Source organism: Candidatus Accumulibacter phosphatis (genome assembly GCF_012939955.1).
In the GTDB taxonomy this organism is placed as follows: domain Bacteria; phylum Pseudomonadota; class Gammaproteobacteria; order Burkholderiales; family Rhodocyclaceae; genus Accumulibacter; species Accumulibacter delftensis.
Genome location: NZ_SPMY01000048.1, coordinates 25,528 through 51,828, shown reverse-complemented (window position 1 = coordinate 51,828; position 26,301 = coordinate 25,528). Strand labels below are relative to the sequence as shown.

The 26,301-nt window shown below is 64.4% G+C and carries 20 protein-coding genes; 13 read left to right on the top strand and 7 right to left on the bottom strand.

Translation table 11 applies throughout. From position 1 onward, the window contains the following. Positions 1-22 precede the first annotated feature (22 nt). Both tig and E4Q23_RS16670 read right to left on the bottom strand, forming a co-directional pair. On the bottom strand, positions 23-1,375 hold the full coding sequence (tig, locus tag E4Q23_RS16675) for a trigger factor (protein WP_169067684.1): 1,353 nt from the start codon (positions 1,373-1,375) through the stop codon (positions 23-25). 434 nt (positions 1,376-1,809) lie between these two features. Further along, a complete protein-coding gene (locus E4Q23_RS16670; protein ID WP_169067683.1) occupies positions 1,810-2,664 on the bottom strand; it encodes a hypothetical protein in 855 nt (284 codons plus the stop codon). Between the two features lie 542 nt (positions 2,665-3,206). Between E4Q23_RS16670 and E4Q23_RS16665 the strand changes: the two genes are divergently transcribed. Beyond that, complete coding sequence (locus E4Q23_RS16665; protein ID WP_169067682.1) at positions 3,207-3,473, top strand: hypothetical protein; 267 nt, start codon at positions 3,207-3,209, stop codon at positions 3,471-3,473. Positions 3,474-3,798: 325 nt separating this feature from the next. Here E4Q23_RS16665 and E4Q23_RS16660 read toward each other — a convergent pair whose 3' ends face one another. Next, complete coding sequence (locus tag E4Q23_RS16660) at positions 3,799-5,196, bottom strand: sodium:solute symporter family transporter (RefSeq protein WP_169067681.1); 1,398 nt, start codon at positions 5,194-5,196, stop codon at positions 3,799-3,801. Positions 5,197-5,345: 149 nt separating this feature from the next. Between E4Q23_RS16660 and E4Q23_RS16655 the strand changes: the two genes are divergently transcribed. Continuing rightward, positions 5,346-5,921: a TVP38/TMEM64 family protein gene (locus E4Q23_RS16655; RefSeq protein WP_169067680.1), complete on the top strand. Its 576-nt coding sequence runs from the start codon at positions 5,346-5,348 to the stop codon at positions 5,919-5,921. Here the strand turns inward: E4Q23_RS16655 and E4Q23_RS16650 are convergent. Genes E4Q23_RS16650 through E4Q23_RS16635 form a run of 4 tightly spaced genes read right to left on the bottom strand, consistent with a single transcriptional unit; the run spans position 5,918 to position 10,475 of the window. Continuing rightward, positions 5,918-6,898 carry a lipase family alpha/beta hydrolase gene (locus E4Q23_RS16650; RefSeq protein ID WP_211203802.1) on the bottom strand — a complete coding sequence of 327 codons (981 nt, stop codon included), beginning with the start codon at positions 6,896-6,898 and terminating at the stop codon, positions 5,918-5,920. The two genes, E4Q23_RS16655 and E4Q23_RS16650, sit on opposite strands and share 4 nt — an antisense overlap. Before the next feature lie 15 nt (positions 6,899-6,913). After that, the gene (locus tag E4Q23_RS16645) at positions 6,914-8,521 is read right to left on the bottom strand and encodes a GMC family oxidoreductase (protein ID WP_169067679.1); all 1,608 of its coding nucleotides are present in this window, start codon (positions 8,519-8,521) and stop codon (positions 6,914-6,916) included. Then, positions 8,521-9,024, bottom strand: coding sequence for a hypothetical protein (locus tag E4Q23_RS16640; protein WP_169067678.1), 504 nt, complete (start codon positions 9,022-9,024; stop codon positions 8,521-8,523). The genes E4Q23_RS16645 and E4Q23_RS16640 overlap by 1 nt, the downstream gene beginning before the upstream one ends. Continuing rightward, a complete protein-coding gene (locus E4Q23_RS16635) occupies positions 9,021-10,475 on the bottom strand; it encodes a coniferyl aldehyde dehydrogenase (protein ID WP_169067677.1) in 1,455 nt (484 codons plus the stop codon). The genes E4Q23_RS16640 and E4Q23_RS16635 overlap by 4 nt, the downstream gene beginning before the upstream one ends. Positions 10,476-10,786: 311 nt before the next feature. Between E4Q23_RS16635 and E4Q23_RS16630 the strand changes: the two genes are divergently transcribed. From E4Q23_RS16630 to E4Q23_RS16580, 11 genes are all read left to right on the top strand, one after another. Continuing rightward, entirely contained in the window at positions 10,787-11,518 is a 732-nt protein-coding gene (locus E4Q23_RS16630) for an FFLEELY motif protein (protein WP_169067676.1), read from the top strand. A gap of 435 nt (positions 11,519-11,953) precedes the next feature. After that, positions 11,954-12,355 carry a hypothetical protein gene (locus tag E4Q23_RS16625; protein ID WP_169067675.1) on the top strand — a complete coding sequence of 134 codons (402 nt, stop codon included), beginning with the start codon at positions 11,954-11,956 and terminating at the stop codon, positions 12,353-12,355. 177 nt (positions 12,356-12,532) lie between these two features. Next, a complete protein-coding gene (locus E4Q23_RS16620; protein ID WP_169067674.1) occupies positions 12,533-13,744 on the top strand; it encodes a lytic murein transglycosylase in 1,212 nt (403 codons plus the stop codon). A gap of 205 nt (positions 13,745-13,949) precedes the next feature. Continuing rightward, on the top strand, positions 13,950-14,633 hold the full coding sequence (locus tag E4Q23_RS16615) for an ABC transporter ATP-binding protein (RefSeq protein WP_169067673.1): 684 nt from the start codon (positions 13,950-13,952) through the stop codon (positions 14,631-14,633). Beyond that, the gene (locus E4Q23_RS16610) at positions 14,630-17,290 is read left to right on the top strand and encodes an FtsX-like permease family protein (RefSeq protein WP_169067672.1); all 2,661 of its coding nucleotides are present in this window, start codon (positions 14,630-14,632) and stop codon (positions 17,288-17,290) included. The genes E4Q23_RS16615 and E4Q23_RS16610 overlap by 4 nt, the downstream gene beginning before the upstream one ends. 18 nt (positions 17,291-17,308) lie before the next feature. Beyond that, the gene (locus E4Q23_RS16605; RefSeq protein WP_169067671.1) at positions 17,309-18,385 is read left to right on the top strand and encodes a lipocalin-like domain-containing protein; all 1,077 of its coding nucleotides are present in this window, start codon (positions 17,309-17,311) and stop codon (positions 18,383-18,385) included. Between the two features lie 273 nt (positions 18,386-18,658). Further along, positions 18,659-20,452, top strand: coding sequence for a VWA domain-containing protein (locus tag E4Q23_RS16600; protein WP_169067670.1), 1,794 nt, complete (start codon positions 18,659-18,661; stop codon positions 20,450-20,452). A gap of 83 nt (positions 20,453-20,535) precedes the next feature. Then, positions 20,536-21,108 (top strand): sigma-70 family RNA polymerase sigma factor, encoded by a 573-nt coding sequence (locus E4Q23_RS16595; RefSeq protein WP_169067669.1) that lies wholly within the window; start codon positions 20,536-20,538, stop codon positions 21,106-21,108. Then, the gene (locus E4Q23_RS16590; RefSeq protein WP_169067668.1) at positions 21,105-22,442 is read left to right on the top strand and encodes a hypothetical protein; all 1,338 of its coding nucleotides are present in this window, start codon (positions 21,105-21,107) and stop codon (positions 22,440-22,442) included. Before E4Q23_RS16595 ends, E4Q23_RS16590 begins: the two co-directional genes overlap by 4 nt. Positions 22,443-22,790: 348 nt before the next feature. Then, on the top strand, positions 22,791-25,367 hold the full coding sequence (locus E4Q23_RS16585; protein WP_169067667.1) for an arylsulfatase: 2,577 nt from the start codon (positions 22,791-22,793) through the stop codon (positions 25,365-25,367). 155 nt (positions 25,368-25,522) lie between these two features. Beyond that, complete coding sequence (locus E4Q23_RS16580; protein ID WP_169067666.1) at positions 25,523-26,191, top strand: tetratricopeptide repeat protein; 669 nt, start codon at positions 25,523-25,525, stop codon at positions 26,189-26,191. Positions 26,192-26,301 lie beyond the last annotated feature (110 nt).

The window sequence follows — 26,301 nt, the reverse complement described above, 5'->3', positions numbered from 1 at the left end:
CTGCTGCGCGAGTATTGCGTGTTCAGGATGATTGCCCCATCAATTCGCCGAAGGCGACCGGCTTGTCGACCACTTTCACGCTGGCCAGCATCCAGTCCACCACATTGCCCTCGATTGCCGCGCTCTCGAAGTCGCCCAAGCGCTCGCGCTGCGCATAGTACCAGCGGACGACTTCCTCGGGATGTTCGTAGCTCTGCGCGGCCTCCTCGACCAGCGCCCGCACCTTCTCCGGCTTCGCCTGCAGTTCGTTCTGCTTGACGATCTCGGCAAGCACCAGGCCCAGCCGGACCCTACGCGTCGCTTGATCGACGAACCATTCGCGCTGCATCGGCAGGTCCTTGACCTTCATCCCGCGCTGCTCCATATCCTGGCGGGCCAGGTCCTGCAGACGCTCGATCTCGCGGTCGACCAGCGCTCCCGGCACGGCGACCGGATTGGCCTCGAGCAGTGAATCCATGACCTGGCTGGTAATTTTCGCCTGCAGGCGCTTCTTCACCTCGCGCTTGAGATTGCCCTCGATTTCGGCACGCATCTTGACCAGGTCGCCATCTTCCACGCCCAGTCCCTTGGCAAATTCGGCATCGACTTCTGGCAGCACCGGCGCGCCAACTTCCTTGACCGTGATCTCAAAGCTCACCGTCTGACCGGCGAGTTCCTTGGAGAAATACTCGCTCGGAAAAGTCATCTCGAAGGACTTGCTTTCGCCCGCCGGCGTACCGATCACGGCACTCTCGAAGTCGGCCAACATCTTGCCTTCACCGAGAACGAACTGATAATCCTTGCCCTCCCCGCCCTGGAAAGGCACGCCATCCTTCTTGCCCAGGAAGTCGATGCTCACCCGGTCGCCGCTCGCCGCCGCCCGATCGACCGGCTCATAGCGCACCCGCTGTTTGCGCAGGATCTCGATCGTGCCGTCGACCTCCGTAGGGCCGACGTCAAGAACCGGACGCTCGACTTCCATAGCCGAAATATCCTTGACCACGATCTCTGGAAAAACCTCGAAGACTGCCGAGAACTGCAGGTGCGTCGTGCTCTCGCCGCTCCCGTTCTCGATCTTCGGGCTGCCGGCAACGCGCAACTGCTGCTTCGTCACCTCCGCGCTGAACAAGCTGCCGAGCGCCTCGCTGAGCGCTTCCTGGCGAGCCTGGTCACCGTACTGTTGCCGAATGATGCTCGCCGGAACCTTGCCGGGGCGAAAGCCCGACATCTTCATATTCTTGCCAAGGCGCTTCAGACGCTGATCGACTTCCTTGTCGAGATCGGCGAGAGCGATCGACAGATCGAGTCGGCGCTCAAGTGGGTTTACGGCTGCTTCGGCGGCAGCGCCGGTCTCGGCGACTGCGTCGGTGTCAGTGTTGGCGGCGTTCGTTTCCATTAAGAATCCTTGTCATACGGGCAAAAAGGTGTGTGTGTTCAGCTCGGCCGAAAGAACCCGAGCCTCCGGACAATGCGGCACTGAGCTGCCAGAGCGAAGTGACAGAGGCCATGCTGCCGGCACGTCAGCGTTCGACAGCCGCAGCGTTCACGATGCAAGCGGTCTTGATGAGTGTTCGCCAAGCACCCGCAAGCGAGCGAACACATCCTCGCGAAACTTCCACTCACTTCAGCTTCGCATTCGCGCTCGCACGGTCATTCCGCCGCGTCGCATACGAAAAGCACAGGATTCTACAGCAATAATTAGTGGCTCGAAACCTGTGGCGCACGGCTGGGGGCCGGTAGACGATCGGCGGGCCGTGCTGGGCGCCTGGTGGTTGGCGTCGGGCGCCCTAACCGAGGCCCGTGCGCAAGACGGCCAGCGGCTTCGCGGCGTCAATGACCATCGCTACGTCTCGGCAGCTCCCCGCGAGGCTTATCCCGCCCTGGCTGCGCCTGCGGGTCGTAGAAACGCAACCCCTCCTGCTTGAATTTCTCCTCCCACGGGTCAAATGGCTGCGCCGGCGGCGGTTGTGGCTTTTCAATTGGCAGAGGCGTCGGCCTTGGTCGGTGTCCCGGAGCATAGCCCGGCCTGTAACCTGGCCCGTGCCACGGTCGCTGATAGCCGCCGGAAACATGGCGCAGGATGAAGGTCACCGGCGCGGCCTGTTCAAGCACCGCGCCGTAGCGGTCTACAATCGTCGCGTCGAGCTGCTGGCGCTGATTGGCTGGCGGCAGTACATCGCCCCAGAACTCCGGAGGAATCGTGAATTCGCTGGCCGTAAAGCGCTGCCCGACGGCCTGGCCGTTGACCCTGACTTCGATCGCATGCCCGGCGCCGAGCTGCAGCGGCGGCTCGACGGCAACGCGCACGTCGAAGAGCGCGCTGTTGGCGACGACGCTGCCGTTGTCCTCCGGGGAGACAATGCGGAAGCTGCGGTAAGCGAGCGTCGCTGCCTGTGTTCTGCCTTCTTCCTCAGGTGATCGTGGGCTGGCATCGGCTTTCGATACAGGAACGGGTTCGACAACATTGATCGGTGGCAAGGTCACCGCCTTGGCGCCAGGCTGCTGCCGATCAGAGAAGACGGGGCTGCCGGCACCGCGAGTAACGAAGACTTCCTGCTCGGCCGCCAAGGTGGGAAGCGCAAACAGGAGGCAGAGCTGCGCCGCGAGAACACCTATGGCGGGCGAGCAAACGGCGCGCGACCAAACATGGATCGCCAGCTGTGCGAACCTGACGATCGCTGGCATTTTTTGAGGTGCCGTTACCGTTAAGGGCCGCTGTCGCATCGGGAAGTCTTTGCATGGCCGGAAGATGCACTCAGTATCGACCTGCCTTGCTGGTCTGGCAAGCGCTTCGTGAGCGTGACCACGGATCATCAGGGTTGCACCAAGCGATCGCGCCATTCGGCTTTTAGTATGAGAAGTCGTGCGGCGAGAAGCGCTGAGCGTTGAGGCAACACCGCAGCGGAGAGAGTACCCAACGGATAAGGTAGGACCACGAGAGCGTTTGGCGTTTCGATGATTGTGTGCTCGGAGAGCGCTTTTGCTGTCGTGACGAACGTGGTCGTAGAGTCATCGCCCAATGACTCGGGCTCCTACACTTGACTCTCCAACCCGGAACTGGCCTTTCACAAGCTACGCCTCGGCTTGGACCGCCTCCAGTTCGCATCCCGGCCCACCAGCCATGCCGCAGTCCGCTGACCTGCAAATTAAAAACGATTGACCACTGGCGTTGCGACCTTACAATCCTCCAAGGCTGCAACGATGCTATTCGAGCCAGGACTGAATCCATGAAGCGCAAGATATACGTTGAAACATCCGTAGTTAGCTACCTGACTGCTCGGCCGAGCAAGAACGTCATTGAAGCTGGCCATCAGCAGAGCACCGACCTCTTCTGGGATCGGCGTAGCCAATTCGATTTGGTCGCCTCGGAACTCGTGGTCATGGAATGTAATGCCGGAGATCCCATGGCGGCAAACAAGCGGCATGACGCGCTGTCGCGGGGATACCACTACTCGACATCACTGCGCTCAGCGTTGAACTCGCGAAGGGCCTAGCGCGACCTTGCGACGGACTCGCTTCGCTCGCCGCTGACTCCTGACATCAGCCGCGCCGAGCCGTTTCAACTTCGATGGGCAGGTTTGCCTCCACTTGAAGCTTCGACGGCTATCATTAGCCGAAGGCATCCCCACAGCTGGGAGTGACGACGCAAGCCCGAAGCGATTCCACATCTGCATCGTAGCCAGATAAAAGGCCAAATGTCGGAGCCCGATTCATCGGGCGACACGCTACCACCAGCTTTCCGACGACAAGCGCAAGCTACCCCGCTATCCGCCTTGCACGCGAAAATCGCGGTGTGCATGCGCGGCAATCCGGCGCTCCTCAAGCCGAATTCCCGCAACTTCGCAGGCGATGGCTCGGCAGCAGCAAGGGCAGGAAGAACACTGCCGAGCAGAGCGCCAGGCCGTAGAGGTTGGTACCGAGCAGGATCGCGTATTTGCCGTCACCGATCGCCCAGCTTGCCGGAATAAGTTGCATGACTTGCAGAATACCAAGCAGCATGCCACTCCAGAAGGCGAGGTGGAAAGACAGCGGTGAGTAGCCGACCCAGCGCGAGAAGAGGAAGATCGGCGCCAGGCCGATGACCATGGTGCCACTGATCGTCGTCGCCTTGAGGATGTCGGTGCCGGCGAGCATCGGCAGATTGCCGAGCAGCGCAAAGACGATCATGGTCAGCGCGCCGACCCGCACCGCACGCGGCAGGGGGGCGCGTCGGGCAAGCATTGGCAGCTCCTGCGCCACCGACTTCGACAGCGAGGAGAAAGTCGAGTCGAGGGTCGAAGCGGCCGAGGAAATCATCACCGCGATCATCGCGAAGAAGCCGGCAAAACCCAGCCCGCGGGCGACGTCGGCAGGGATATTGCTGCCCGAGGTGATGCCTTCGAGGCGCGCGTGCACACCGACCAGACTGAAGGCGACAATACCCAGGAAGCCCAGGACGCCAGCGACGATGAAAGCGCGCAACATGCTTTTCTCGCGCGAGATGAAGCCGCGATCGGTGAGCACCGGATCGTGGAAGGGGTAGGAGAAAACCTGTAGCAAGGCGACCAGCAGCAGGTCGACGCCGCCGGCCAGCGTGAAACTGCCTTCCCTCAGCAGTTGCGTCGGTGAGTGTGCCGGCAGTACCACGGCGACGACGACGCCCAGGAAGAGCAGGAAGACGACGGCCTGGATGACGTCGGTGAAAATCGAACTGCGCAAGCCGCCCTTGAGGCTGTAGAACAGGACGACGGCGGTGAACAGCAGCGCAGCGCCGATGAAGGCTGCCGATCCCGACTCGCCGTAGTAGCCACCGACGACGGCCGTATTGCTCCACACCTCGTTGAACAGGCGAACGAGGATGGCTAATGAAAACGCCAGCGCCGCACCGCGGCCGTATTTTCCGACCAGAAACGAGACCAGTCCGGTCGCCCCCTCACGGGTGCGCAAGCGGTAGATGACCACGCCGGCAAGCGGAATCGACAGCCAGTAGGTGGCGTAGGCCAGCCCGCCGACGATACCGTAGGCGGCACCGAGGTTGGCGGCATTGGTCACCGATTTGGCAAAGATCCAGCTGATGAAAACGCTCATCATCAAGGCCCACTCCGAAGGTTCACGCCCCTGTGCGTCGTGGCCACGGAAAAAACCGGCAGCGTCGCTGCTGCGCGGCGAGATCAGATACATCGCGGCGCCGAAGAGGAGCAGAAAACCCCAGAAGAATAGTCCGTGCAGTTCGTTCATCTTGTTGTTCTCACGTTGTACACAGTAGCAGGGAGTGGAAGCATGGTTTTCGTGGCCAGCAATGCTATGGTCGTCGCATGTCGGCGATGGCTTACAGTCGAGCCGAAGTATTTTTTTGTGCCAGGAAGAGCCATGAATTCAACCGCCGCATGCTGAAGCAGCGCGCCATCCCCTGGCCGCGCCTCTTGGCCGTCGTCCTGTTTCTCGGCGTGCTCTTCGCCAGCTTCGAACTATCCGGGCTACGCGATCACTTCAGTCTCCAGTTTCTGCAGGAGCGCTTCCTGGAGAACAAGCTCAGCGGACTGCTGATCTTCGTGGCGCTGTTTGCGCTCGGCAATCTCATCCAGATTCCGGGGTGGATTTTCCTGGCCGCGGCAGTGCTCGCCCTCGGCCGCATCTGGGGTGGCGCAGTGACCTACCTTGCCGCGTGCCTGTCGTGTGCGCTCACCTTCCTGAGCATTCGCCTGCTTGGCGGCGATGCCTTGCGGCAGTTGCACAGTCCCCTCGCCACGCGCTTGCTGGCACAGCTCGATGCCCGGCCAATTGGCAGCATGGTCGTCCTGAGAGTCATCTTCCAGACCGTGCCGGCGCTCAACTACGCGCTGGCGATGTCGGGTGTGCGCTTTCGCGAGTACATGATCGCCACCCTGCTCGGACTGCCGCTGCCGATCGCCCTGTACTGCCTGTTTTTTGACTTTCTGGCGCGGCTGCTGCGGCTCGGCTAGGCGTCTGCGGCATTAGAGATCTCGCCGGTATCGCTCACTGCGCCCGGGCGACGCGCCGCAGTCTGCTCGAGCACCGTCAGCAGCGCCTGAATGACACGCGGCGAGTAAAGCATCGCCAGGTGTCCGACGCCGTCAATCCTCTGCTCCTGCGCACCGTGCAATTCGAGCAGCGCTGGCGGCATGACGAAATTGTCGTGCGGACTGTAGAGGGCCACTGCGTCGACGCTCGCTGGCGGACTGGCCAGGGCCTGCAGCCAGGGGCTGTGCGGGCGCATCTGGCGACCGTTGTCACCGAGGCCGAGGCGCGCCAGTTCACTGCCCTGATGCGGAGTCCCAAGGGTGACCAGCCGGGCGACGCGCGCGTCACCATAGCGCTGCAGATAGGCACGTGAAACCAGCCCGCCCATGCTGTGGCCAACGAGGATCACCTGTGCGGCACCGGTCGCGGCGAGCAGCTCGTCGACCCGCCTGGCCACGGGATCGACGTAATTGTCGATGCTCGTGTAGATCGGTTCCAGGCTGATCGTCGCCACGGTCCAGCCGGCCGCTTCGAGGTGTCCACGCAGCCACCACCATGCACCGCGCGAACAACCATAGCCGTGTATCAGCAGGATCGGCGGCCGCCTGCGCTTAGCCACAGCAGCCGCTGTTCTCCCTTCGTCAGTCGGCGCTTGCAGACGATCGTCGCCCATCCACCAGCGCTCGAAGGGCATGATGACGGTGAAGGTGACGACAAAACTCGCGTACTCGCCAAGCGCCATCAAAAGCCTTTGCCGCGCCGACAAGCGAGGTGCCAACAAGCCGTAGGCCCGGGCAAAGGCGTAGCTGACGGCGATCACCACGGCGCGCAACGCGAGCATGATCAGCAGCGCAAGAGGAACGGCGGCGGCAAACGAGGTGTCGCCAATGCTCATCACCAGGATGACGTAAAACGTGATTTCCAGCACATGCGAAAGGCGAAGGGCGCGTGCGAGCATGGCGGTATGACTCCTTCAGGGGATGGCGGGAAGCGGCCGGCCCGACAACTCCGCGGCTAGCAGACTGGCATTGCGAGCAACCAGACCATAAATGGAAAGCTGCGGATTGACGCCCAGGCTGGTCGGAAAAACCGAACCGTCGAGCACTGAAAGATTATCGAGCCAAAAGTGTCGTCCGCGGTGATCGACGACGCCGCGCTGCGGAGCATCGGCCATGCCGCAACCACCCATCACGTGCGCGCTGACCACCCGGCAAAGGAAAGGTTTGAGCGGCAGTTCGGCGATTCCTTTCCTGGCTGCCGCCCAGCTCGTATAGTCGGGTGTCGTCTCGTGCACCGGGGTCACCCAACGAGCACCGGCGGCGAACTGGATCTCGGCCATCGCCAGCAAAGCACGGCGCGCGGCCTCCCAGATCACCGCGTCGAGCGGATAATCGAGCACCGGCAGGCGACCGGCGCCGAGGCGCACCTGGCCGCCGCGGCTTGCGGGGTTGAAGCCATCACGCAACAGCGCCAGCACGACATTGACCTTGGTGAAGTCGCCCATCAGACGAGCGTGCGCCTCGCCGTGGCCCTGCAGGGTCGTCGAATAGAGCACCGGGTGCAACGGCGGCGTTTCGAGTTTGAAGCCCAGCGGACCGTCGATCGGCGCCTGGTGCAGGAAGTGATCGCTGTAGATCGACTGCGGCGCACCGGCGTAGGCGTCGACGCGATCGTCCATCAGTGCCGAGGAAATCACCACCGGGTGCAGGAAAGTGCGCTTGCCGAGCAGCCGGTAGGGATCGGGAACGCTGCTGCGCATGAGCAGCGCCGGACTGCCAATGGCACCGGCGGCAAGGACGAAGTGGCGAGCACGAAAACGCAGTCGCCGGCCGGAAAGGTGAATTCCGTCGGACTGCAGTGCACTGCAGTCAAGCGCTACGACCTGGCTGCCATCGCAACGCAAACGCTCGGCGCGCAGGCGAGTGTAAAGCGTCGCGCCGCGGTTCAAGGCGGCCGGGATAGTGGTCAGCAACATTGACTGCTTGGCGTTGGTCGGGCAGCCCATACCGCAATAACCAAGGTTCCAGCAGCCCTTGACGTTGCGCTTGATATGGCCGACCGCAATGCCGAGCTTCGCGGCACCGGCGGCGAGGAGCGCATTGTTCGGGTTCGGCGGCGTATCCCAGGGACGCACCCACAGCTTGTGCTCCATGACCGCGAACCATGAGCTCATCGACTCGGCGCTCAGCTCGTGCAGACCGTAGTGGCGCTGCCAGAAGTCGAAGACCTCGGGCGGCGTGCGAAAGCTGCTGGTCCAATTCACCGTCGTCGAACCGCCGACGCAGCGGCCCTGCAAAATGTTGATCGCCTTGTCGGCCGTCTTGCGCGCCGCCGATTCCTGGTACAACTCGGGATAGGCCTCGCTTTCAAGCATATTGAAGTCGCTTGACGAGCGCAGCGGCCCCTCTTCGACAAGGACGACGCGCAGACCGGCAGCGCTGAGCAGATCGGCGGTAACGCCGCCGCCGGCACCAGTACCGACGATCACCACATCGGTGTCGATCGTCTGGCTGTGCGGCAATGCCGACGCGTCAATATGTTTCCAGCCGCCAGCCAGGCCGAGCTTGATCGGATCTTCCATCAGAAATACCCTCGCGGTGGTCCGGGATAGCTGATCGCCTGCCAGGCCTCCGGACGTCCGTACCAGGCGCCGTAGGTGAGATCGTGCAAAGCCCCGTAAGCACTCTGCAGCAGGCTGAGGCGGCTGAACCGCCAGGACTGCAGGAATTCGCCAACCTCGGCGACGCTGGCCTCACGCCACGGCGTGCTGACGCCGGCAAGTACCCTGCGCGCCGGCGCAATCACCAGCAGTCCGAAGAGCTCGCCGATCTCCTGCTGGCTGGCTGCAGAAAGACCGGCCACGGCCTTCGCCATGCCGTCGACGGTTTGCGCCAGCAGTGGCTGCCGTTGCCCGCCCTGCGCTGGCAGGACGCCGTCGAGCATGGCGTTGACCACCGCGCCAAGCATCTCGCGTTCGGCGGCGCTGAAACGCCGCGGCCCGGCGGCGTTGAGCCAACCGGAAAAGGACAGTAGCAGGCCGCCGGCGAGCCCGGTCTGGATAAACTGTCGACGCCCGTAAGTCATCGCATGATGATCCGCGTCAAGAGCTTGAACAGGCGGCCATACGGCGGCTTGAAGAGGCCGATGCCGGACAGCCGCGACTGCCGGAAGACGCCCTTCCTGGAGGAGAAGGTCTCGAAGCCCTCGAAACCGTGATAGCAGCCCATACCACTGGCGCCGACACCGCCGAAAGGCAGGTCGTCCTGGGCGATGTGCAGGATGGTGTCGTTGATCGTCACACCGCCGGAAACTGTTTCATTGAGCACTCGCTCGATACGCTCGCGATCGCTATCGAAGTAGTAGAGCGCCAGCGGGCGTGGCCGGCTGTTCACGAAAGAAATCGCCTCGTCGAGATGCCGGTAGGGCCGAAGCGGCAACAGCGGCCCGAAGATCTCCTCCTGCATGACGCGTTGCGTGTCGCCGACGCCGAGTAGCACCAACGGCGGCAAGCAGCGCTTCGCCGCGTCGGCAGCCGCAGCGGGGGCCAGTTCGATAATCTTTGCGCCGCTCGCCCGGGCCTCGTCAACGTAAGCGCTGAGGCGAGCGTAGTGGCGCGGGTCGATGATCGTCGTGTAATCGCCATTCGTCGCCAGTTGCGGATAGGCGCTGGCGACGACGGCGCGAGCGCAATCGATGAACGCCTGTTCGTCACCGGCCGGCAGCAAAACATAGTCCGGCGCGATGCACGTCTGGCCGGCGTTCATGCACTTGCCGATCAGGATGCGCTCGACGGCGCGCGCGAAATCCTTGCTCGCCGCCAGCCCGGGAGCGATGATCGCCGGCGACTTGCCACCGAGTTCAAGCGTCACCGGCGTCAGATGATCGGCCGCCGCGCGCATGACGTGATGGCCAACGGCAGTCGAACCGGTAAATAGCAGATGATCGAAAGGCAGTTGCGAAAACGCCTGCGCGACACTGGCGTCGCCTTCGACCACCGACAACTCGTCCGCAGAAAAAGTCTGCGCGACCAGGGTGGCGAACAGCGCGGCGGTATGCGGCGACATCTCGGACATCTTGACCAACGCCCGGTTGCCGGCTGCCAGTGCCGCGGCAAGCGGAGCGATGGCCAGGAGAATCGGGTAGTTCCAGGGGACGATGATGCCCACGGCGCCGAGTGGCTGATAGCGAACTTCTGCCCGCCCCGGCTGGAACCACAGCGACACCGAGCGCCGCTGCGGACGCATCCAGCGGCGCAGGTGGCGGCGTGCGTAGCGAATCGCTTCGTAACTCGGGAAGAGCTCGAGCAAACGCGTTTCAGCCGGCGAGCGGTGGCCAAAATCGCAACTGACCGCTTCGCCAATCGCCACCGCGTTATCACGCAGCATCTGATCGAGAGCCACCAAACGGCGTTCGCGGACCGCGCGCTGCGGATTCGGGTCACCGCGTGCCGCACCCTGCTGCAGGGCAAAGCGCTCGGCCAGCGGCTGCGCCTGAAGCTGGGCCAAGCGCGCGGTCGACGTTTCAGAATGAGGCATCAAGTACTCCTTGCTAACGATCATGACCTGCCGAGAAACACCGGATCATGGAAGTCATGACCGCCCTCCTCTCACTTGCAGTGCGCATTCCGGCTTGCACGCCGGAATCGTTCGCCGGGCAGGGAGCATGCTTCCTGAACTCCCCGCCTCACCCCGGACCCTTCTCCCACGACGGGCGAAGGAAGGTTGGTGAGTCGCGTACACTACTTCCACACTAAGCTGTGGTGCAGAGCTAGTGTATGTTGCAGCGGCGCTTCTCGTTAGGCGAAGCCCTCTAAACAGCCTCCGCGCGGCCGGGCATAATCCTCTCCATGAACGATCCGACAGCCTCAATAGAGAAACAGCAAAGCGCCGCAGCACTGCGCCGACACCTGAAAGCAGCGAAGAATCTGCGCCAGCAGGCGAAGGTGGATCCGGCGGCAGCACGCGCGCGCCTGTACCTGCGGGAATGGCAGGCCGACCGCCTGGTGCGCAGCCATCGCCAACTGCTTGGCAGTCCGCGCTTCGGACCCGCCGCCAGCTTCTTCATCTCGGACCTCTACGGGCCCAAGGACTTCAGCTGCCGCGACGAGGAAGTCGAGCGCATCCTGCCCTTGCTGATCAAGATGTTGCCGGCGTCGGCGCTGCGCACCATCGCGCTGGCTGTCGAACTCGACGCCTTGACCGAAGAACTCGACTCGGCGATGGTCACTGAACTCTGTCGCGCCGGGCAGATCGAGCACATCGACGAAGCCGCCTACGCCGCGGCCTACCGTGCCGTCGCCTGCCGGGCCGAGCGCCAGCGCCAAATCGTCCTGATTCGCGAAACCGGCCAAGCACTCGACAGGCTGACAAAAAAGCCGCTGCTGAGCAGTCTTCTCAAAATGATGCGTCACCCCGCGCAACTCGCTGGTCTCGGCGACCTGCACCAGTTCCTGGACCGCGGCTTCAATGCCTTTCGGGGCATGGGCTCGAGCAGCGACTTTCTGGACGCCATCGAAGACAGGGAGCAGCAAGTCCTGAGCCGCCTTTTTGACGGCGTCGACGATCCCTTTCGGATCTAGGCACAGCCCCGAAACCCTCACCGAATCGAGATAGCACGAGTCTTTCTTATACTTTGCATCAGTAGTTTGTGGTGTTTATTTCGCCTATCACTTGAAGTTTTGAAGCGACTTCTTACACGCTGTCACATAGCGAGACAGAGAGCACACAGACTCGGGGCACGGGTACCGATAGTATTCGTTTGTCGCTGCGGTGTTCCTCCTCCCCTCCCCTCGTTGGGAATACTGCAACGGCGGCAGCACAGGCCCGACCAGTCCCCCCTGGCGGGCCTTTTTTTTTGCCCTGAGTGGAGAGCCAACGCCACTCCATCCGCCGTGGCCAGCCGCCGACGCGGTCCAGGAGAGGTGACTGGCCGCCGCGCCACGGACACTTTACAATGCGCAGCAGACCTAGCGCTTCCTCACGGAACGTACCCACAAGGATTTCGATGAAAATCAATGAGCAACAATCCGGCGCCTACCGAGCGCCGCTGGCAGGCCCCCCCGACGAGCGTCGTCGGCAAGCTGCTGACGATTGCAGCCGGCATTCTGATTCTGGTCGTCGCTTTCATGTTTTCGATCCTCGCGCTCGGCGTCGTGCTCGTCGTCGGCGTGCTGATCTTCGCCTACCTCAAGTGGAAAACGCGCCACCTGCCGCAACACCTGCGCGACCTGCACGAACGCATGCAGGAGCAGGCCGGCCGCCAAGGCGGCTACCAAACGCCACCAGCGGGCGGACGGGTAATCGAGGGCGAAGTCATCAGCGAGGACGAGTACCGCGCGAGCACCGCGCCCGCACAGTCGTCGAACGACGACCAGGGCCGCGCCACGGGTCGTCCGCGCACTCCCGGCACGCCCTGAGTTTTTCCGGTCGCGAGTCGCGAGTCCTGACTTCGGCTGAATCTGCGACACTCACGATCGAACGCGCGAATTCACGACCGCCTGCCTCGCTGTCGCCTCTCCATGGTAGCTGCCGAGCCTGACGCACTCGCTAGCCGCAAGCCTCCCTTCCAAGTCCCCACTGATCACAGACCTGCCATGAAAATCACCTGCCTCGCCATTTCCCTGGCGCTGATGACCAGCGCCGTCGCCGCCCAGGAAGTCGATCCGAACGATCGCTTCAGCTCATGCATGAAGACGCAGCGTGCCGTCGCTTCGTCAAAGCGAGGCATTTCGACAGCCTCCTTCGACCGTCTGACCAGCGGCTTGTCGCCCGACCTCAGCGTGCTCGAGTTTCTCGACTACCAACCCGAGTTCCGCTCGCCGATCTGGGACTACCTTTCCGGCCTGGTCGACGAGGAACGCGTCGCCGACGGCCTCGCAATGCGCGCCAAATGGGCCGACACCCTGGCCATTGTCAGTGAGCGCTACCAGGTCGACGCGGCGACGGTTGTTGCCGTATGGGGCGTCGAAAGTAACTACGGACGCAACTTCGGCAGCCGCCCGCTGCTCACTTCGCTCGGCACGCTGGCCTGCTTCGGCCGCCGGCAATCGTATTTCAGCGGCGAATTCCTGAGTGCGCTGAAGATTCTCGACTCCGGCGACATCGAACCGGATAAGCTGGTCGGGTCCTGGGCCGGCGCCTTTGGCCATACCCAGTTCATGCCGTCCACCTTCCTGCGCCTGGCGGTCGATGGCGACGGCGACGGCAAGCGCGACCTGATGGGCAACGTCCCTGATGCGCTGGCCTCGACCGCCAACTTCCTGCACAAGGGCGGCTGGCGCGAAGGCCAGCCCTGGGGCTACGAGGTCCTGCTGCCGGCCGGCTTCGACAGCAGCGTTTCCGGCCGCCGCGACAAGCGCCCGCTGTCCTACTGGACGGCACGCGGCGTTCGCCGTGCCGACGGCCAAGCGATCGCCGCTACCGATAGCGCCGCCGGACTCCTCCTGCCGGCCGGCCCCGAGGGTCCGGCTTTCCTGGTGTTCCGCAACTTCGACGTAATCTATGGCTACAACGCCGCCGAAAGCTACGCCCTGGCCATTGCCCACCTTTCCGACCGCATCAGGGGCGGCAAAGGCTTCGTCACCCCCTGGCCGACTGATGACCTGGGCCTGTCGCGCCTCGAACGCCGCGAGTTACAGACCCTGCTGCTCGCCCGCGGACACCCGATCGGAGAAGCCGACGGGATGATCGGCGCCAAGTCCCGCGAAGCGATCAAGGTCGAGCAACAACGCCTGGGCATGACTGCCGACGGCCGCGCCGGGCAGAAAATCTTGAGCGGCCTGCGGGCCAATTCGACGAGTAAATAGGCGGTCGCCCACCCGGCGGCCGGCGACAAGCCACGTCCGGGACCACGCCGGGCACCCGAACAGCGCACTGCGCACCAGAGAGGAGAAGATGCTGTCACTCCGCACCTCGGCGAGATCTGCATCGACGCAAGGCAACTGTGTGCGGGGGTGCATGTCCGGCTGCCGATCCCCTGGATCGAGCACCGCGGCAGGCGGCGGCTGATCGATGCTGCGCGTCGCCGACCTCGCCAAACAGTACCGCAGGGCCAGCCGGCCGCTCTTCAGCGCCCTCTCCTTCGCCATCGCCAGCGGTGAAATCGTCGCTCTTGTCGGCGAATCAGGCGTCGGCAAGAGCACCCTGCTGAACTGCATCGCCGGACTCGATACCGCCGACCGCGGCGCTATCGCCATCGGCCCGCAGGCCCTCGACATCGTCGCTCTCGACGAGACGGCGCGCGCCGCCTTGCGCGCGCGCAGCATCGGTTTCGTTTTCCAGGCCTTTCATGTCCTGCCCACGCTGACCGTCGCGCAGAACATCGCCGTGCCGCTGCTGCTCTGCGGAGTACCCGCCGGCGAGCATACGCCGCGCACGCAGGCGCTGCTCGAACGCGTCGGTCTGGCGGATTTTGGGCCGCGCTGGCCAGCGTCGCTGTCGGGCGGCGAGCTGCAGCGCGTGGCCATTGCCCGCGCGCTGGTGCACCGTCCGGCGCTGGTACTGGCCGACGAACCGACCGGCAACCTCGACCCACGCACCGCCGACGAGGTCCTCGCGCTGCTGCTCGAACGGGTCCGCGAGCAACAGACCAGCGCGCTGGTCGTCACTCACTCGCAGCACGTCGCACAGTCCTGCGACCGCATCCTGACGCTGACCCCGGACGGCCTGCTGGGATGCCGGCGCGCCGGGGAATGATCAGCAGTAAGGGGCTGCCAGCGGGCAGGATGCGGGCGCTGAGCACGCTTTCCTGGTGGCTGATCTGCGCCCAGTTCAAGACGCGGCGCGCAGCGACCCTGCTCTCGATGCTGGCCATCGCGCTCGGTGTCGCGCTCGGCTACGCGATCCATCTGATCAACGACGCCGCGCTGAGCGACTTTTCACGGGCGATGAAGAGCGTCCAGGGCGACCCCGACGCGGTCATCGCGGCGCGCGACAGCGCTGGCAGCGTGCCGCTGGCGACAATCAACGCCATCGCCCGCGACCCGGCGGTGCTGCTCGTCGCCGCGGTCATCGAAACGCGCGTGCGCATCGACAACGCGCCTACCCCGGTGCGCCTGATCGGCATCGACGTTTTCAGCGCCGCGGCGGTAATGCCCGACCTGCTGCCGCGCCAGGATGAGCAGGCCGCCGCGCCGAATATCCTCGACGGCGGCGTTTACGCCTCGCCGGCCCTGCTCGACCAGCTTTCCCACGGAGTCAAAGGCAGCCAGGGCAAGGAAGGCAAAGACTCCGGCACACGCGCAGGGGACACCCTGAAGCTGCTGCGTGGCGAGCAGCAGTGGCTGGCGACGCTCGCCGGCGACCTGCCGGCGGCGCGCCCTGGCGACCTGCTGCTGGTCGCCGACATTGCCTGGGTGCAGGCGCGATTCGGCCCGGCCGACGCAGTCAGCGAGGGCCGCGTGCGCCTGGCGCCGGATACCGATCTGGCAAGCTGGCGCCAGGCGTGGGCGCAGCGACTGCCGGCGGGGCTGCTGATTCGCGCCGCCGACGACGACAGCGCACGCGTCTCCAACCTCTCACGCGCCTATCGCGTCAATCTCAACGTCCTGGCGCTGGTCGCCCTGCTCACCGGCACCTTCCTGGTCTTTGCCACGCAGCTGACCGCGGTTGCCCAGCGCTCGACGCAGTTTGCCCTGCTCGGCGTCCTTGGCCTTTCGCCGCGCATGCGCCTGTTGCAGGTCCTGCTCGAAGGTGTGGCGATCGGCGTGCCGGGAGCGCTGCTCGGGCTGGCCCTCGGCTACACGCTGGCCGTCGCCTTCACCCAGCTGCTCGGCGGCGATCTCGGCGGTGGCTACTTCGCCGGCAGCGCCCCGCTGATCGTCCCGGCGCCGGCACCGGCGCTGCTCTTCCTGGCACTCGGTTGCCTGGCCAGCCTGGCCGGCGCCAGCTACCCGGCCTACCTGAACCGCATGCAGCCGCTGGCGCAGGCACTGAAGACCGGCTTTGCACAACGGCCACCTGCTGAGGCAGCGCTCGCCGCGCATTCCGGGACTTCCTGGCATTCTCGGCATTCCTGGCTGGCGCGGCTGCGAACTCTGTCGTCGCTGCCCTTGCAGCCGCCGCTACTGGCGCTGGCCGCGTTCGCGCTGGCGCAGCTGCCGCCGTTGTTCGAACTGCCGCTCGCCGGCTATGCGTCGATCGCCCTGGTGCTGGTCGTCGGCATCGCCAGCGCGCCGCTGCTCACGCAACTGCTTTTCGGCTGGCTCAGCGCGCAGCCCCTGCCGGCGCCGCAACGCATCGCGCTGCAGAATGTCGCACAGGCGCCGCTGATGGCGCAGGTGGCGGCCAGTGGGCTGATCGTCAGTTTCGCCCTGACTGCGAGCATGGTGATCATGGTCTCCAGCTTTCGCATCGCCGTCGACGAATGGCTCGATCACGTCCTGCCGGCGCCGCTCTACCTGCGCAGCAAGGCCACGCCGCTGCCGCAGGACCTGCTCGGCGCCCTGACACAGCCCGACGCACCCTTCGCCAAAGTCGAGCGCATGGCCAATGCCGCGCTGACCATCGACCCGCAGCGACCGCAGGTGGCACTCCTGATACGCGAAATCGAGCCTCGCGACCCGGCAGCACGCCTGCCGTTTACCGGCCCGCTGCTGGCGCCGCCGGCCGCCATGCCCGCGGTTTGGATCAGCGAACCAATGGCCGAAATCTACCGCCTGGCGCCCGCTCAGACGCTACAGCTGCCGCTGCTCGGACGCCAGGTTCCAGTTTTCATTGGCGGCGTCTGGCGCGACTACGGCCGGCAATTCGGCGCCGTGGTCATCAGCAGGGAGGATTATCAGCAACTCGGCGGTGATTTCCAGCCCACCGACCTGGCGCTGTGGACGCTGCCCGGGCAGGAAGCGCAGGCCAGCGCCTGGCTGGCGCCCTGGGCCGAGCAGTACGGCCTGGAAGTCGCCGACAGCGCCGCCATTCGCCGCTTGAGCCTGTCGATTTTCGACAAAAGCTTCGCCGTGACCTACGCGCTCGAAGCCGCCGCGATGCTGATCGGTCTGTTCGGACTGGCGGTGACGCTGGCCGCCAGCGTCTGGCTGCGCGCCCGTGAACTGGCGACGCTCGGCGCGCTGGGTTTCGACCGCCGCATGCTGAGCCACGCGGTGATGCTCGAAGGTGCGCTGATCGCCGCCGTCGGCCTGCTCATCGGCCTGGCCTGCGGGATCGCCATCGGTGCCATCCTGACGCATGTCGTCAATCCGCAGGCTTTTCACTGGCGAATGACGCTGGCGATTCCCTGGGCCGTGGTCTTCGCCGGCGCGGCCATCACCCTGGCGGCGGCGGTACTCGCCAGTCGCTACGCGGCGCGCCAGGCGACCCGCCTGCCGGTCGCCCAGGTCCTGGCCAACGCCCAGTAGGCGGAAGGAAACCCACCCGTGCGTCGCCGCAGCTTCCTGTGCACTCCCCTGCTCCTGCCGACGCTGGCCCTGGCGGCACCGGTGCGACCGCCGGTCACCTATGCACCGGTCAGCCGCGGCGTCGAACTGGCTTTCCCGCGTGACCACGGCGCGCATCCGGATTTTCGTACCGAATGGTGGTACGTCACCGGCGCCCTCGACTCGCCACGGACCGATATCGGTTTTCAACTGACCTTCTTTCGCAGCCGACCGGGCAGCGCGGAAGACCTGCGCTCGCCACTTGCGGCACACCAGATCCTGTTTGCACACGCCGCGCTGACCATTCCCGGCGAGCGTCTTGTGCACAGCGAACGCGCCGCGCGCGCCAATCTTGGCGCCGGCTTTTCGAGCAGCGACTGCGACGTACACATCGGCGCCTGGCGGATGCACCGCGAGGAGCGCAGCACGGGTGAGGTTTTCAGGCTGCAGATGCAGGGCGCCCAGTTCTCGTACGACTTCACGCTGACGCCATCGCAGCCGTTAATGCTGCAGGGCGATGGCGGCTATTCCCGCAAAGGCCACGCCCCGGATCTGAGCAGCCACTACGTCAGCTGGCCACAGCTGCAGGTGACTGGCTCGCTGGTCCTCGACGGCCAGCGCCAGGCGGCCAGCGGCCGTGCCTGGTTCGATCACGAATGGTCGACCGCCATTCTTGGCGACGGCGCCGTCGGCTGGGACTGGGTGGGCATCAACCTCGACGACGGTGGCGCGCTGATGGCTTTTCGCATGCGCGACGCGCGAGGCGCGACCGTTTTCGCGCACGCCGCCTGGCGCGATGCCCACGGTCGTATGCGCCAGTTCGCCGCCGACGAAGTCGTCTTCACGCCGATCCGCAACTGGTCCTCGCCACGCAGCCGCGCCAGCTACCCGGTGCAGATCGAAATCCGTCTCGGCGAGCTGAGTGTACGCACGCGGCCGATACTCGACGATCAGGAACTCGCAACGAGCCGGCCGCTGCCGGTCGTCTATTGGGAAGGTCTGGTCCGTCTCGAAGGCGCCCTCAGCGGCCGCGGCTACCTGGAGATGACTGGCTACGCCGGCCGCCTGCAGATGTAGGAGCGTGCGCGATCGAATCGTCAGCGGTACGCCTGACGTAGAAGCCATCCGCCAGCCGGAGGGTGCCGGTGGGCCGCAGTAGCGCGGAGCGACCGACCGATAAAAAAATCAGGCTCGACTTGACCCGGTTTTCTGTTCTCGTCCGTTTCACTATCACGCATCCGCGTTCACGCATTCACGCATTCACGCACTCGTCACCCAAGAATGCGAAAAAGCGTCAAGAGATCGCGCCTCGGCGCACCGAAACTTGGACCAAGAAACAGGAGCCTGACCATGAAACCTCGCACCCCATCCCGCTTGCTCGTCATGCTGCTGGCCGGCCTGCTCGCCGCCTGTGGGCCGTCGCAACAGTACGGCACGCCCACCCAGTCACAGCCACGCAGCGACCAATCTGCGCTCGGACGCGTGGCCGAGAGCGAAACTCGCCCGACCGCGCAAGCCACCCCAGCCGCTCCGACAGCCCCGCCGATGCTGGCCAAGGCGGCGCCACAACCGGCCGAGATGATGGCCACAAACGTCTCGCCCAGCCAGGCGAGCAGGACAAACGAGGCGAAGCTCGAAACACCGGCCAGGGTGGCCGCCGATCAGAGACCCGTCGCCACGCTACCGCCACCGGCCGCCTATCCGATGGCAGCCATGCCGCCCGAGGCGCGCGAGCGCTACAGCCAGCTCACGGACAACGCGGTCAAACAGGTCGCCGAAGCGCCGGTGTCTACCTTCAGCATCGACGTCGACACCGGCAGCTACAGCAATGTGCGACGCATGCTCAATGCCGGCCAATTGCCGCCCGCCGACGCGGTGCGCGTCGAGGAATTGATCAACTACTTCCCGTATGACTACGCATTGCCGAAAGACGATCGTCCGTTTGCCGTGCATACCGAGATGGCACCCGCCCCCTGGAATGCGGAGCGCGTACTGCTGCGCGTCGGCATCAAGGGGCAGGATGTCGCCAAACAAGCCCTGCCGCCGGCGAACGTGGTTTTTCTGGTCGACGTCTCCGGCTCGATGAACAGCGCGGACAAGCTGCCGCTGCTCAAGTCCTCGCTCAAGTTGCTGGTCGCCGAGATGCGCGCCGAGGATCGCATCTCGCTGGTGACTTACGCCTCGGGAACACGGGTGATCCTGCCACCGACGGCCGGCACGGAAAAAGCCACCATCAGCGCGGCGATCGATGCCCTGCAGGCTGGCGGCAGCACGGCCGGCGCTTCCGGCATTCAACTCGCCTACGCCGCCGCGCAACAGAGCTTCATCAAAAGCGGCATCAACCGCATCCTGCTGGCTACGGATGGCGATTTCAATGTCGGCATCGCCGACACGCGCCAGCTCAAAAGCATGATCGAAGAAAAGCGCAAATCCGGCATCTCGCTGTCGACCCTCGGCTTCGGCACCGGCAACTACAACGAAGCGATGATGGAGCAGATTGCCGATGTCGGCGACGGCGCCTATTCCTACATCGACAGCCTGATGGAAGGCCACAAGGTACTGGTCAATGAGATGACTTCCACTCTGGCCACCATCGCCCGCGACGTGAAAGTGCAGATCGAATTCAATCCTTCCGTGGTCAAGGAGTATCGCCTGATCGGCTACGAGAACCGTCAGCTGGCGCGCGAGGATTTCAACAACGACCAGATCGATGCCGGCGATATCGGCGCCGGCCACACCGTCACCGCACTCTACGAACTGACCCTGGCCGGCAGCAAGGCCAGCGTCGACGCGCTGCGCTACACCCCGCAAGCCAGCGTCGAAAGCCCCTTGGGCAACGAACTCGGCCACCTCAAGCTGCGCTATAAACAGCCCGGAAGCAGCACCAGCCAGCTCATCGACTTCCCTCTACAACGCCAGGCAATCAAAACGTTCGAGGCCGCCAGTAGCGAATTTCGCTTCGCCAGCGCCGTGGCAGCCTACGGACAGCTTCTGCGCGGCGGCAAATACACCGGCGACTGGCGCTATGCCGACGTCCGCAAGCTGGCGCTGGCCAACACCGGCAGCGACAAGTACGGCTACCGCGGCGAGTTCCTGCGCTTGATTGATCTGGCGGCGGCCCTGGGGAGCAAGCCCGCGGGCTGATACAGCACCCGCTCGCAGCGCTTGGTGCCCGCTTTGCGCGCCTGCTCGCCCGCGGGCGGAGCGGCCGGTCTATACTGCGCGCCATGAAGACCGCCGCCGAACTTGCCGCGCTGCCTGATGAAGACCTGATGCTGCTGGTTGCCAACGGCTTGGTCGAGAAACCCGCTAGCGAGCTCTTCCGGCGCCACAACCGGGCGCTCTTCAACTTCGTCGCCTGGCAGTGCCAGGGAAATGTCGCCCAGGCCGAAGACATCACCCAGCGCAGCTGGGAGAAGCTGATGACACGCTGCGCGGATTACAAACCGCAAGCGGCCTTCCGGACCTTCCTGTTCCAGATTGCCCGCAACCTGTGGCTCGACCTGCGCCGCTCTTCGGCCGAAAAGCAACGCGCGGAACTCGACGACAGCCGCCTCGAAGCGCCCACCGAGGATCTCGCGCCGGAAGCCGAACTGGCCCTGCGCCAGAATCTCGACCGGGTGCACCAGGCCTTGCTCGCCCTGCCCGCCAATCAGCGCGAAGTGGTGGTCTTGCGCTTTTTCAGCGAAATGAGTCTGGAAGAAATCGCGCACACCGTCGGCGAAGGCTTCGAAACCGTCAAGAGCCGCCTGCGCTACGCTTTCACCCGCCTGCGCCGCGAACTGGAGGCACAGGCGTGATCCAGGTGAGCCAGGCCTTCGAAAAGTTTCTGCGCGGCGAAGACCGCCTGGCCCGCTTGCTATGCGAGCTGCCCGCCTATACCCCATCGGCCGAGGCTGAATTCGAGGCAGTTTTTGCGCGAGCGGCACAGGCTGCACAGACCACGGCAATTGCCACACCACCTCAGGCAGCCGCCACGGTAACCACCTCGCCCAGCCCAGCGCCAGAGACAGCCGCGCGCCTCGAGGCCATTCCTTCGGCTTTTGAACCACCCGCCAGCCTGGAAGCCAACTTCCTGAAGATGGCCGCCAGCATTGAATCTGCACAAGCTCCCCGCCGCGAGGCCGTCCTGACGGGCATCGCCAAAGGCGATAGTCCACAAGCCATGCTTGGCGCCGCGCTTGCGCCGGCCAGCGAAGAATGGCTGCGTGCGCAAGCAGTTACCGCGCCAGCCACCCAAGCTGCCCCCGCAGCCACCGCGGTCAAGAATCGCGCCTTCCTCCGCTTTCGCTGCTTCGACCTGCGTTGGGCGGCACTGGCTGGCTTGCTGGCAGCAATCAGCACGCAACTCGTGCTCACCCTCACCCCCGACGCGCAGCAAGTCGCGGTGCAAGACGCTTTCCAGACAGCAATGCTGACGAAGGACGCGTCGAAGAAAGCGGAACTTGGCCAAAACGCGGAGCCCGCACTTGCCGAAGCACAAGTCGCCCTGGAACAAACCCCTGGCGCCATGCGGCAAGGCGCGCAAGACAAGGGCAAACTCGCCGCACGAGAACGCCATGCCGCACCCGGCAGCGGCATGGCACAAGACGCGCGCGCCGACGCACGCGCGGCGCAGCCTGCACCTCCAGCCGCAGCCCGGATGACGGAACAGACAAGCCGCCCGGCGAAGATGGCGGCAAGCGGCATTACAAACACCCCGAAAGAAGAAGGCCCGGCACGCGAGGGCGCCACCGGCGAGATCGCCCGGCAGGAAGCCAAACAGGTCGAGCGCAAAATGCCAGCCGAGCAGCCGGTCAGCACGGCAGCAGAGCAGCCACGCCCGGCAACACTGGCGGCTGCGCCGATGACCCGCCAGAACAGCGTCGACACCGGCATCAGCGCCACGCTCGCTGACGACCCGGCCGACATCGCTGCCCGGCTGCCGACCCGCCCGGCAGGCGCGGTATGGACGGTATGGGCGGTCTATAGCCGCCACATCGACCAGCCTGAACTCGATCGCTGGCTTGAAACCCTGCGCCAGCACATACCGGAAAGCAGCCGCCCGGCGCGTTTCGAGCTGATCAGGGACGACGCCAGCGGCGGCCCAAGCTATCTGCGCATCGTGCCGCCGACCCTGCCCGCCGTCCGATAACTTGCCGCCAACTGGGCGATTCTTTGTCTGGGACTGCAAGGCGACGGTGACTATTGGCGACTACACGCGAGGTGGCCAAACGCGGGGCGACCACCAGGCGCGGGCGACGCCGCATGCGGGTTTCGGTCTGTGGCTGCGCGACCGACGCCAAAGATGTCGCGCGGGCCATTGCTGCCATCGCCAATGCACTCTGAACACGCTTTGCCGGCAATAATTCTCGGCGTACAGCCCGTCCCTTGCCCCTGGCGTCAGTCTGCTGTAATACGCGTGGGTGACAATGCCGGGCCAATCGCCCTTCATTACCCCAGTGATAAGCTACTATGCATAACCTTTTTGACGGAGAAAAACATGCGCAAAACTAAACGCCGGGCCCAAGTGCTCGCCTGCGTGCTCAGTCTGGCGGCCCTAAGCGGCAGCGCACTGGCTCAGGAACTTACCGGCACGCTGGGTTCACCCAGTGCCACCACCACCATCAGCGGCAAGCAACTGCCGGCGCCAGAACCGGCCTTCGGCGGTGTCATCAAGGATGACGCCCTGCAGTCCAAACCCTGGTGGCCGCCGCGTGTGGTGCCGCCCAAAGGCGCGCCCAATGTCCTGCTGATCATGACCGACGATGCCGGATTCGCCGTGCCGAGCACTTTCGGCGGCGTCATCCCGACACCGACCATGGACAGCATCGCGGCCAACGGGCTGCGCTACAACCGCATCTTCTCCACCGCGCTCTGCTCGCCGACGCGTGCCGCGCTCATTACCGGGCGCAACCATCACTCGGTTGGCTTCGGCGTGATTGCCGAGCAGGCCACCGGCTTCCCCGGCTACGACAGCATCATCGGCCCGGAAAACGCCACCATCGGCCGTATCCTGCGCGACAACGGCTACGCCACGAGCTGGTTTGGCAAGGACCACAACACGCCGACCTATCAGGCCAGCCAGGTCGGGCCCTTCACCCAGTGGCCGACGGGCATGGGCTTCGACTACTTCTACGGCTTCGTCGGCGGCGACGCCAACCAGTGGGGGCCGAACCTCTTCCGCAACACGACGCAGATTTACCCGTGGCTGGGTCATGAGGGAAGCCTGAAGATGGATCGCTCGGATGCAAAGGCCGCGATCTGGCCGGTCACCGGCAAGGAGCCCTCCTGGAACCTGGTCACCGCCATGGCCGACGACGCCCTTGACTGGATGTATCGGATTCACCAGACCGACCCCACGCAGCCGATCTTTCTATACTACGTGCCCGGCGCCACGCACGCGCCGCATCACCCGACCCGGGAGTGGGTGGACAAGATCCACGCCATGCATCTCTTCGACGACGGTTACGAGAAGTTGCGCGAGCGCATTTTTGCCAACCAGAAGAAGCTGGGCGTCATTCCGCAGGACGAACAGTTAAGCCCCTGGCCCAATGACGTCCTTACCCCGTGGGACAAGCTCACCCCCGAGGCGAAGAAGCTTTATATCCGTCAGGTCGAGGTGTTCGCTGCCTATGTGGCCTACAGCGACCACGAGATCGGCCGCGTGATCCAGGGCTTCAAGGACCTCGGCAAGCTCGACAACACGCTGATCATCTACCAGAACGGTGACAACGGCACCAGCGCCGAGGGCGGACCAGAAGGGACTTTCAGCGAAGTCGCGTTCTTCAACGGCGTGCGCCCGCCGGTGGAAATGCAGATGAAATTCTACGACGCCTGGGGCACCGAATTCGCCTACAACCACATGTCGGCGGGCTGGTCCTGGGCCTTTGACACACCCTTCGACTGGTTCAAGCAGAACGCCTCCCGGCTCGGCGGCATCAACCAGAACATGGTCATCTCATGGCCGGCGCGCATCAAGGACAAGGGCGGCCTGCGCGAGCAGTTCATGCACGTCATCGACGTGGTGCCCACGCTGCTCGAAGTCACCGGCATCGCCGCGCCCGAGTACGTGGACGGCATCAAGCAGAAGCCCATCGAGGGCACCAGCTTTGCCTACACCTTCGATGCCGCCAACGCCAAGGAGCCATCTCGCCACAAGATCCAGTACTTCGAGATGATGGGCCAGTGGGCTCTTTACAACGAAGGCTGGCTGCTGAGCACCAAGGTCGACCGTGCGCCCTGGGACGCTTTCAGTGCCGCCAACCCGGATCCGCTCAACAACCAGGTCTTCCAACTCTATGACCTGAGCACGAACTTCAACCAGTCCGCCGATATCGCCGCGCAGCATCCGGACAAGGTCAAGGAGATGCGCCAGATGTTCGTCGCGGAAGCGAACAAGTACCAGGTCTTCCCGCTCGATGCGTCGGTCGGCGCCCGCGTCGCGTCTCCCCGTCCGAGCCTCACCGCGGGTCTCTCCGAGTTGGTTTACACGCGGCCGATGACCGGCGTTCCGCAAGGTGATGCGCCCTACCTGCTCAACACCTCCTACACCCTGACGGCGGACATCACCGTGCCGGAAGGCGGGGCCGAGGGCATGATCGCGACTTCCGGCGGGCGTTTTGCGGGCTGGGGTTTCTACCTGCTCAAGGGCAAGCCGGTGTTCTGCTGGAACCTGCTCGCGCTTGAATCGATCACCTGGGAAGGCCCGCAGGCGCTCGCTCCCGGTCAGCACATTCTGGAATTCGACTTCAAGTATGACGGACTCGGTGTCGGCACGATGGCCTTCAACAACTTCTCCGGCATCGGCAAGAGTGGCACCGGTACCTTGAAGGTGGACGGCAAGGTGGTGGCCAGCAAAACGATGGAAAAAACGCTTCCGGTCATCCTGCAGTGGGACGAGAGCTTCGACATCGGCTCGGACACCATCACCGGCATCAACGACGCCGACTACAAGCCGCCCTTCCCGCTGACCGCCAAGTTCAACAAACTGACGATCAAGATCGACCGGCCGCAATTGTCCCCGGAAGACATCAAGAAGTTGGAAACGGCGATGAAGGTCAAGGCCATCGCCGACTGATCGCCGTTCGCCAACACGGCGCGCGCGCCGCGCCGATGTAATTCGCCGAAACGATCAAGCACGCGGGGTGTTTCCATCTTTCCTCAGCGAACGCCCCGCGCTTTTTTTTGGAATTCATAAATGAAATGGCACATGCCACATCAAGACAGACAGCCATGAAAATGATTGACACCTCCTTGCTTCGCGCAGCGTGCACGACTGCCGTGCGCCTGCTGCTCTGTTCGAGCCTGGCACTGACCGTACCGCCGGCGCAGGCCGGCTTCGACGAAGCCGCCGCGGCTTTCGCGGCCGGCGATTACGCCAAGGCGCTGCAGGAAACCCGTCCGCTGGCTGAAAGCGGCGATGCGCGTGGCGAGTACGGCATGGGCGTATTCTATGAAAACGGCTACGGAGTGACGAAAGACCTGAAACTGGCGGCGGCCTGGTACCTGAAAGCCGCGAAGCAGGGCAACAGCGATGCCCAGTACAACCTCGGCGCGATGTACGAGCACGGTGTCGGCATGGCGGTGAACTATCCCGAGGCAGCGCGCTGGTATCGTCCGGCCGCCGAGATGGGTGACATCGATGCGCTGAGCAACCTGGGCGTGCTCTACCAGGGCGGCAAGGGCGTGGCGCAGGACAAGATCCTGGCCATGGCGCTGTACAACGTCTCGGTGGCCTATGCCGGCAAGGGCAAAACACAGGCGGCGCAGAACCGTCAGGTGCTGGCCAACCAGATGTCGCTGGACGATGTCAAGAAGGCGCTGGCGCTCACCGAGAAGTTGCTCAAGCCGGGCCAGCTGAAACCTGCACTTGAAGCCTATTTGCAAGAACGGCCGCGCTGATTGTCGGCTGCTTGTCGGCTGCTTGTCGGCTGCTTGTCGGCCAGCACATGGCTATTGGCCAGCGCTCGAGCAATCGCCTTACGAAGCTCGCCAGTACGAACCCCAGGCGG

Coding starts and splice junctions, on each gene's coding strand:
- tig (WP_169067684.1), bottom strand. CDS start 1,375: ATGGAAACGAACGCCGCCAACACTGACACCGACGCAGTCGCCGAGACC.
- E4Q23_RS16670 (WP_169067683.1), bottom strand. CDS start 2,664: ATGCCAGCGATCGTCAGGTTCGCACAGCTGGCGATCCATGTTTGGTCG.
- E4Q23_RS16665 (WP_169067682.1), top strand. CDS start 3,207: ATGAAGCGCAAGATATACGTTGAAACATCCGTAGTTAGCTACCTGACT.
- E4Q23_RS16660 (WP_169067681.1), bottom strand. CDS start 5,196: ATGAACGAACTGCACGGACTATTCTTCTGGGGTTTTCTGCTCCTCTTC.
- E4Q23_RS16655 (WP_169067680.1), top strand. CDS start 5,346: ATGCTGAAGCAGCGCGCCATCCCCTGGCCGCGCCTCTTGGCCGTCGTC.
- E4Q23_RS16650 (WP_211203802.1), bottom strand. CDS start 6,898: ATGCTCGCACGCGCCCTTCGCCTTTCGCATGTGCTGGAAATCACGTTT.
- E4Q23_RS16645 (WP_169067679.1), bottom strand. CDS start 8,521: ATGGAAGATCCGATCAAGCTCGGCCTGGCTGGCGGCTGGAAACATATT.
- E4Q23_RS16640 (WP_169067678.1), bottom strand. CDS start 9,024: ATGACTTACGGGCGTCGACAGTTTATCCAGACCGGGCTCGCCGGCGGC.
- E4Q23_RS16635 (WP_169067677.1), bottom strand. CDS start 10,475: ATGCCTCATTCTGAAACGTCGACCGCGCGCTTGGCCCAGCTTCAGGCG.
- E4Q23_RS16630 (WP_169067676.1), top strand. CDS start 10,787: ATGAACGATCCGACAGCCTCAATAGAGAAACAGCAAAGCGCCGCAGCA.
- E4Q23_RS16625 (WP_169067675.1), top strand. CDS start 11,954: ATGAGCAACAATCCGGCGCCTACCGAGCGCCGCTGGCAGGCCCCCCCG.
- E4Q23_RS16620 (WP_169067674.1), top strand. CDS start 12,533: ATGAAAATCACCTGCCTCGCCATTTCCCTGGCGCTGATGACCAGCGCC.
- E4Q23_RS16615 (WP_169067673.1), top strand. CDS start 13,950: ATGCTGCGCGTCGCCGACCTCGCCAAACAGTACCGCAGGGCCAGCCGG.
- E4Q23_RS16610 (WP_169067672.1), top strand. CDS start 14,630: ATGATCAGCAGTAAGGGGCTGCCAGCGGGCAGGATGCGGGCGCTGAGC.
- E4Q23_RS16600 (WP_169067670.1), top strand. CDS start 18,659: ATGAAACCTCGCACCCCATCCCGCTTGCTCGTCATGCTGCTGGCCGGC.
- E4Q23_RS16595 (WP_169067669.1), top strand. CDS start 20,536: ATGAAGACCGCCGCCGAACTTGCCGCGCTGCCTGATGAAGACCTGATG.
- E4Q23_RS16585 (WP_169067667.1), top strand. CDS start 22,791: ATGCGCAAAACTAAACGCCGGGCCCAAGTGCTCGCCTGCGTGCTCAGT.
- E4Q23_RS16580 (WP_169067666.1), top strand. CDS start 25,523: ATGAAAATGATTGACACCTCCTTGCTTCGCGCAGCGTGCACGACTGCC.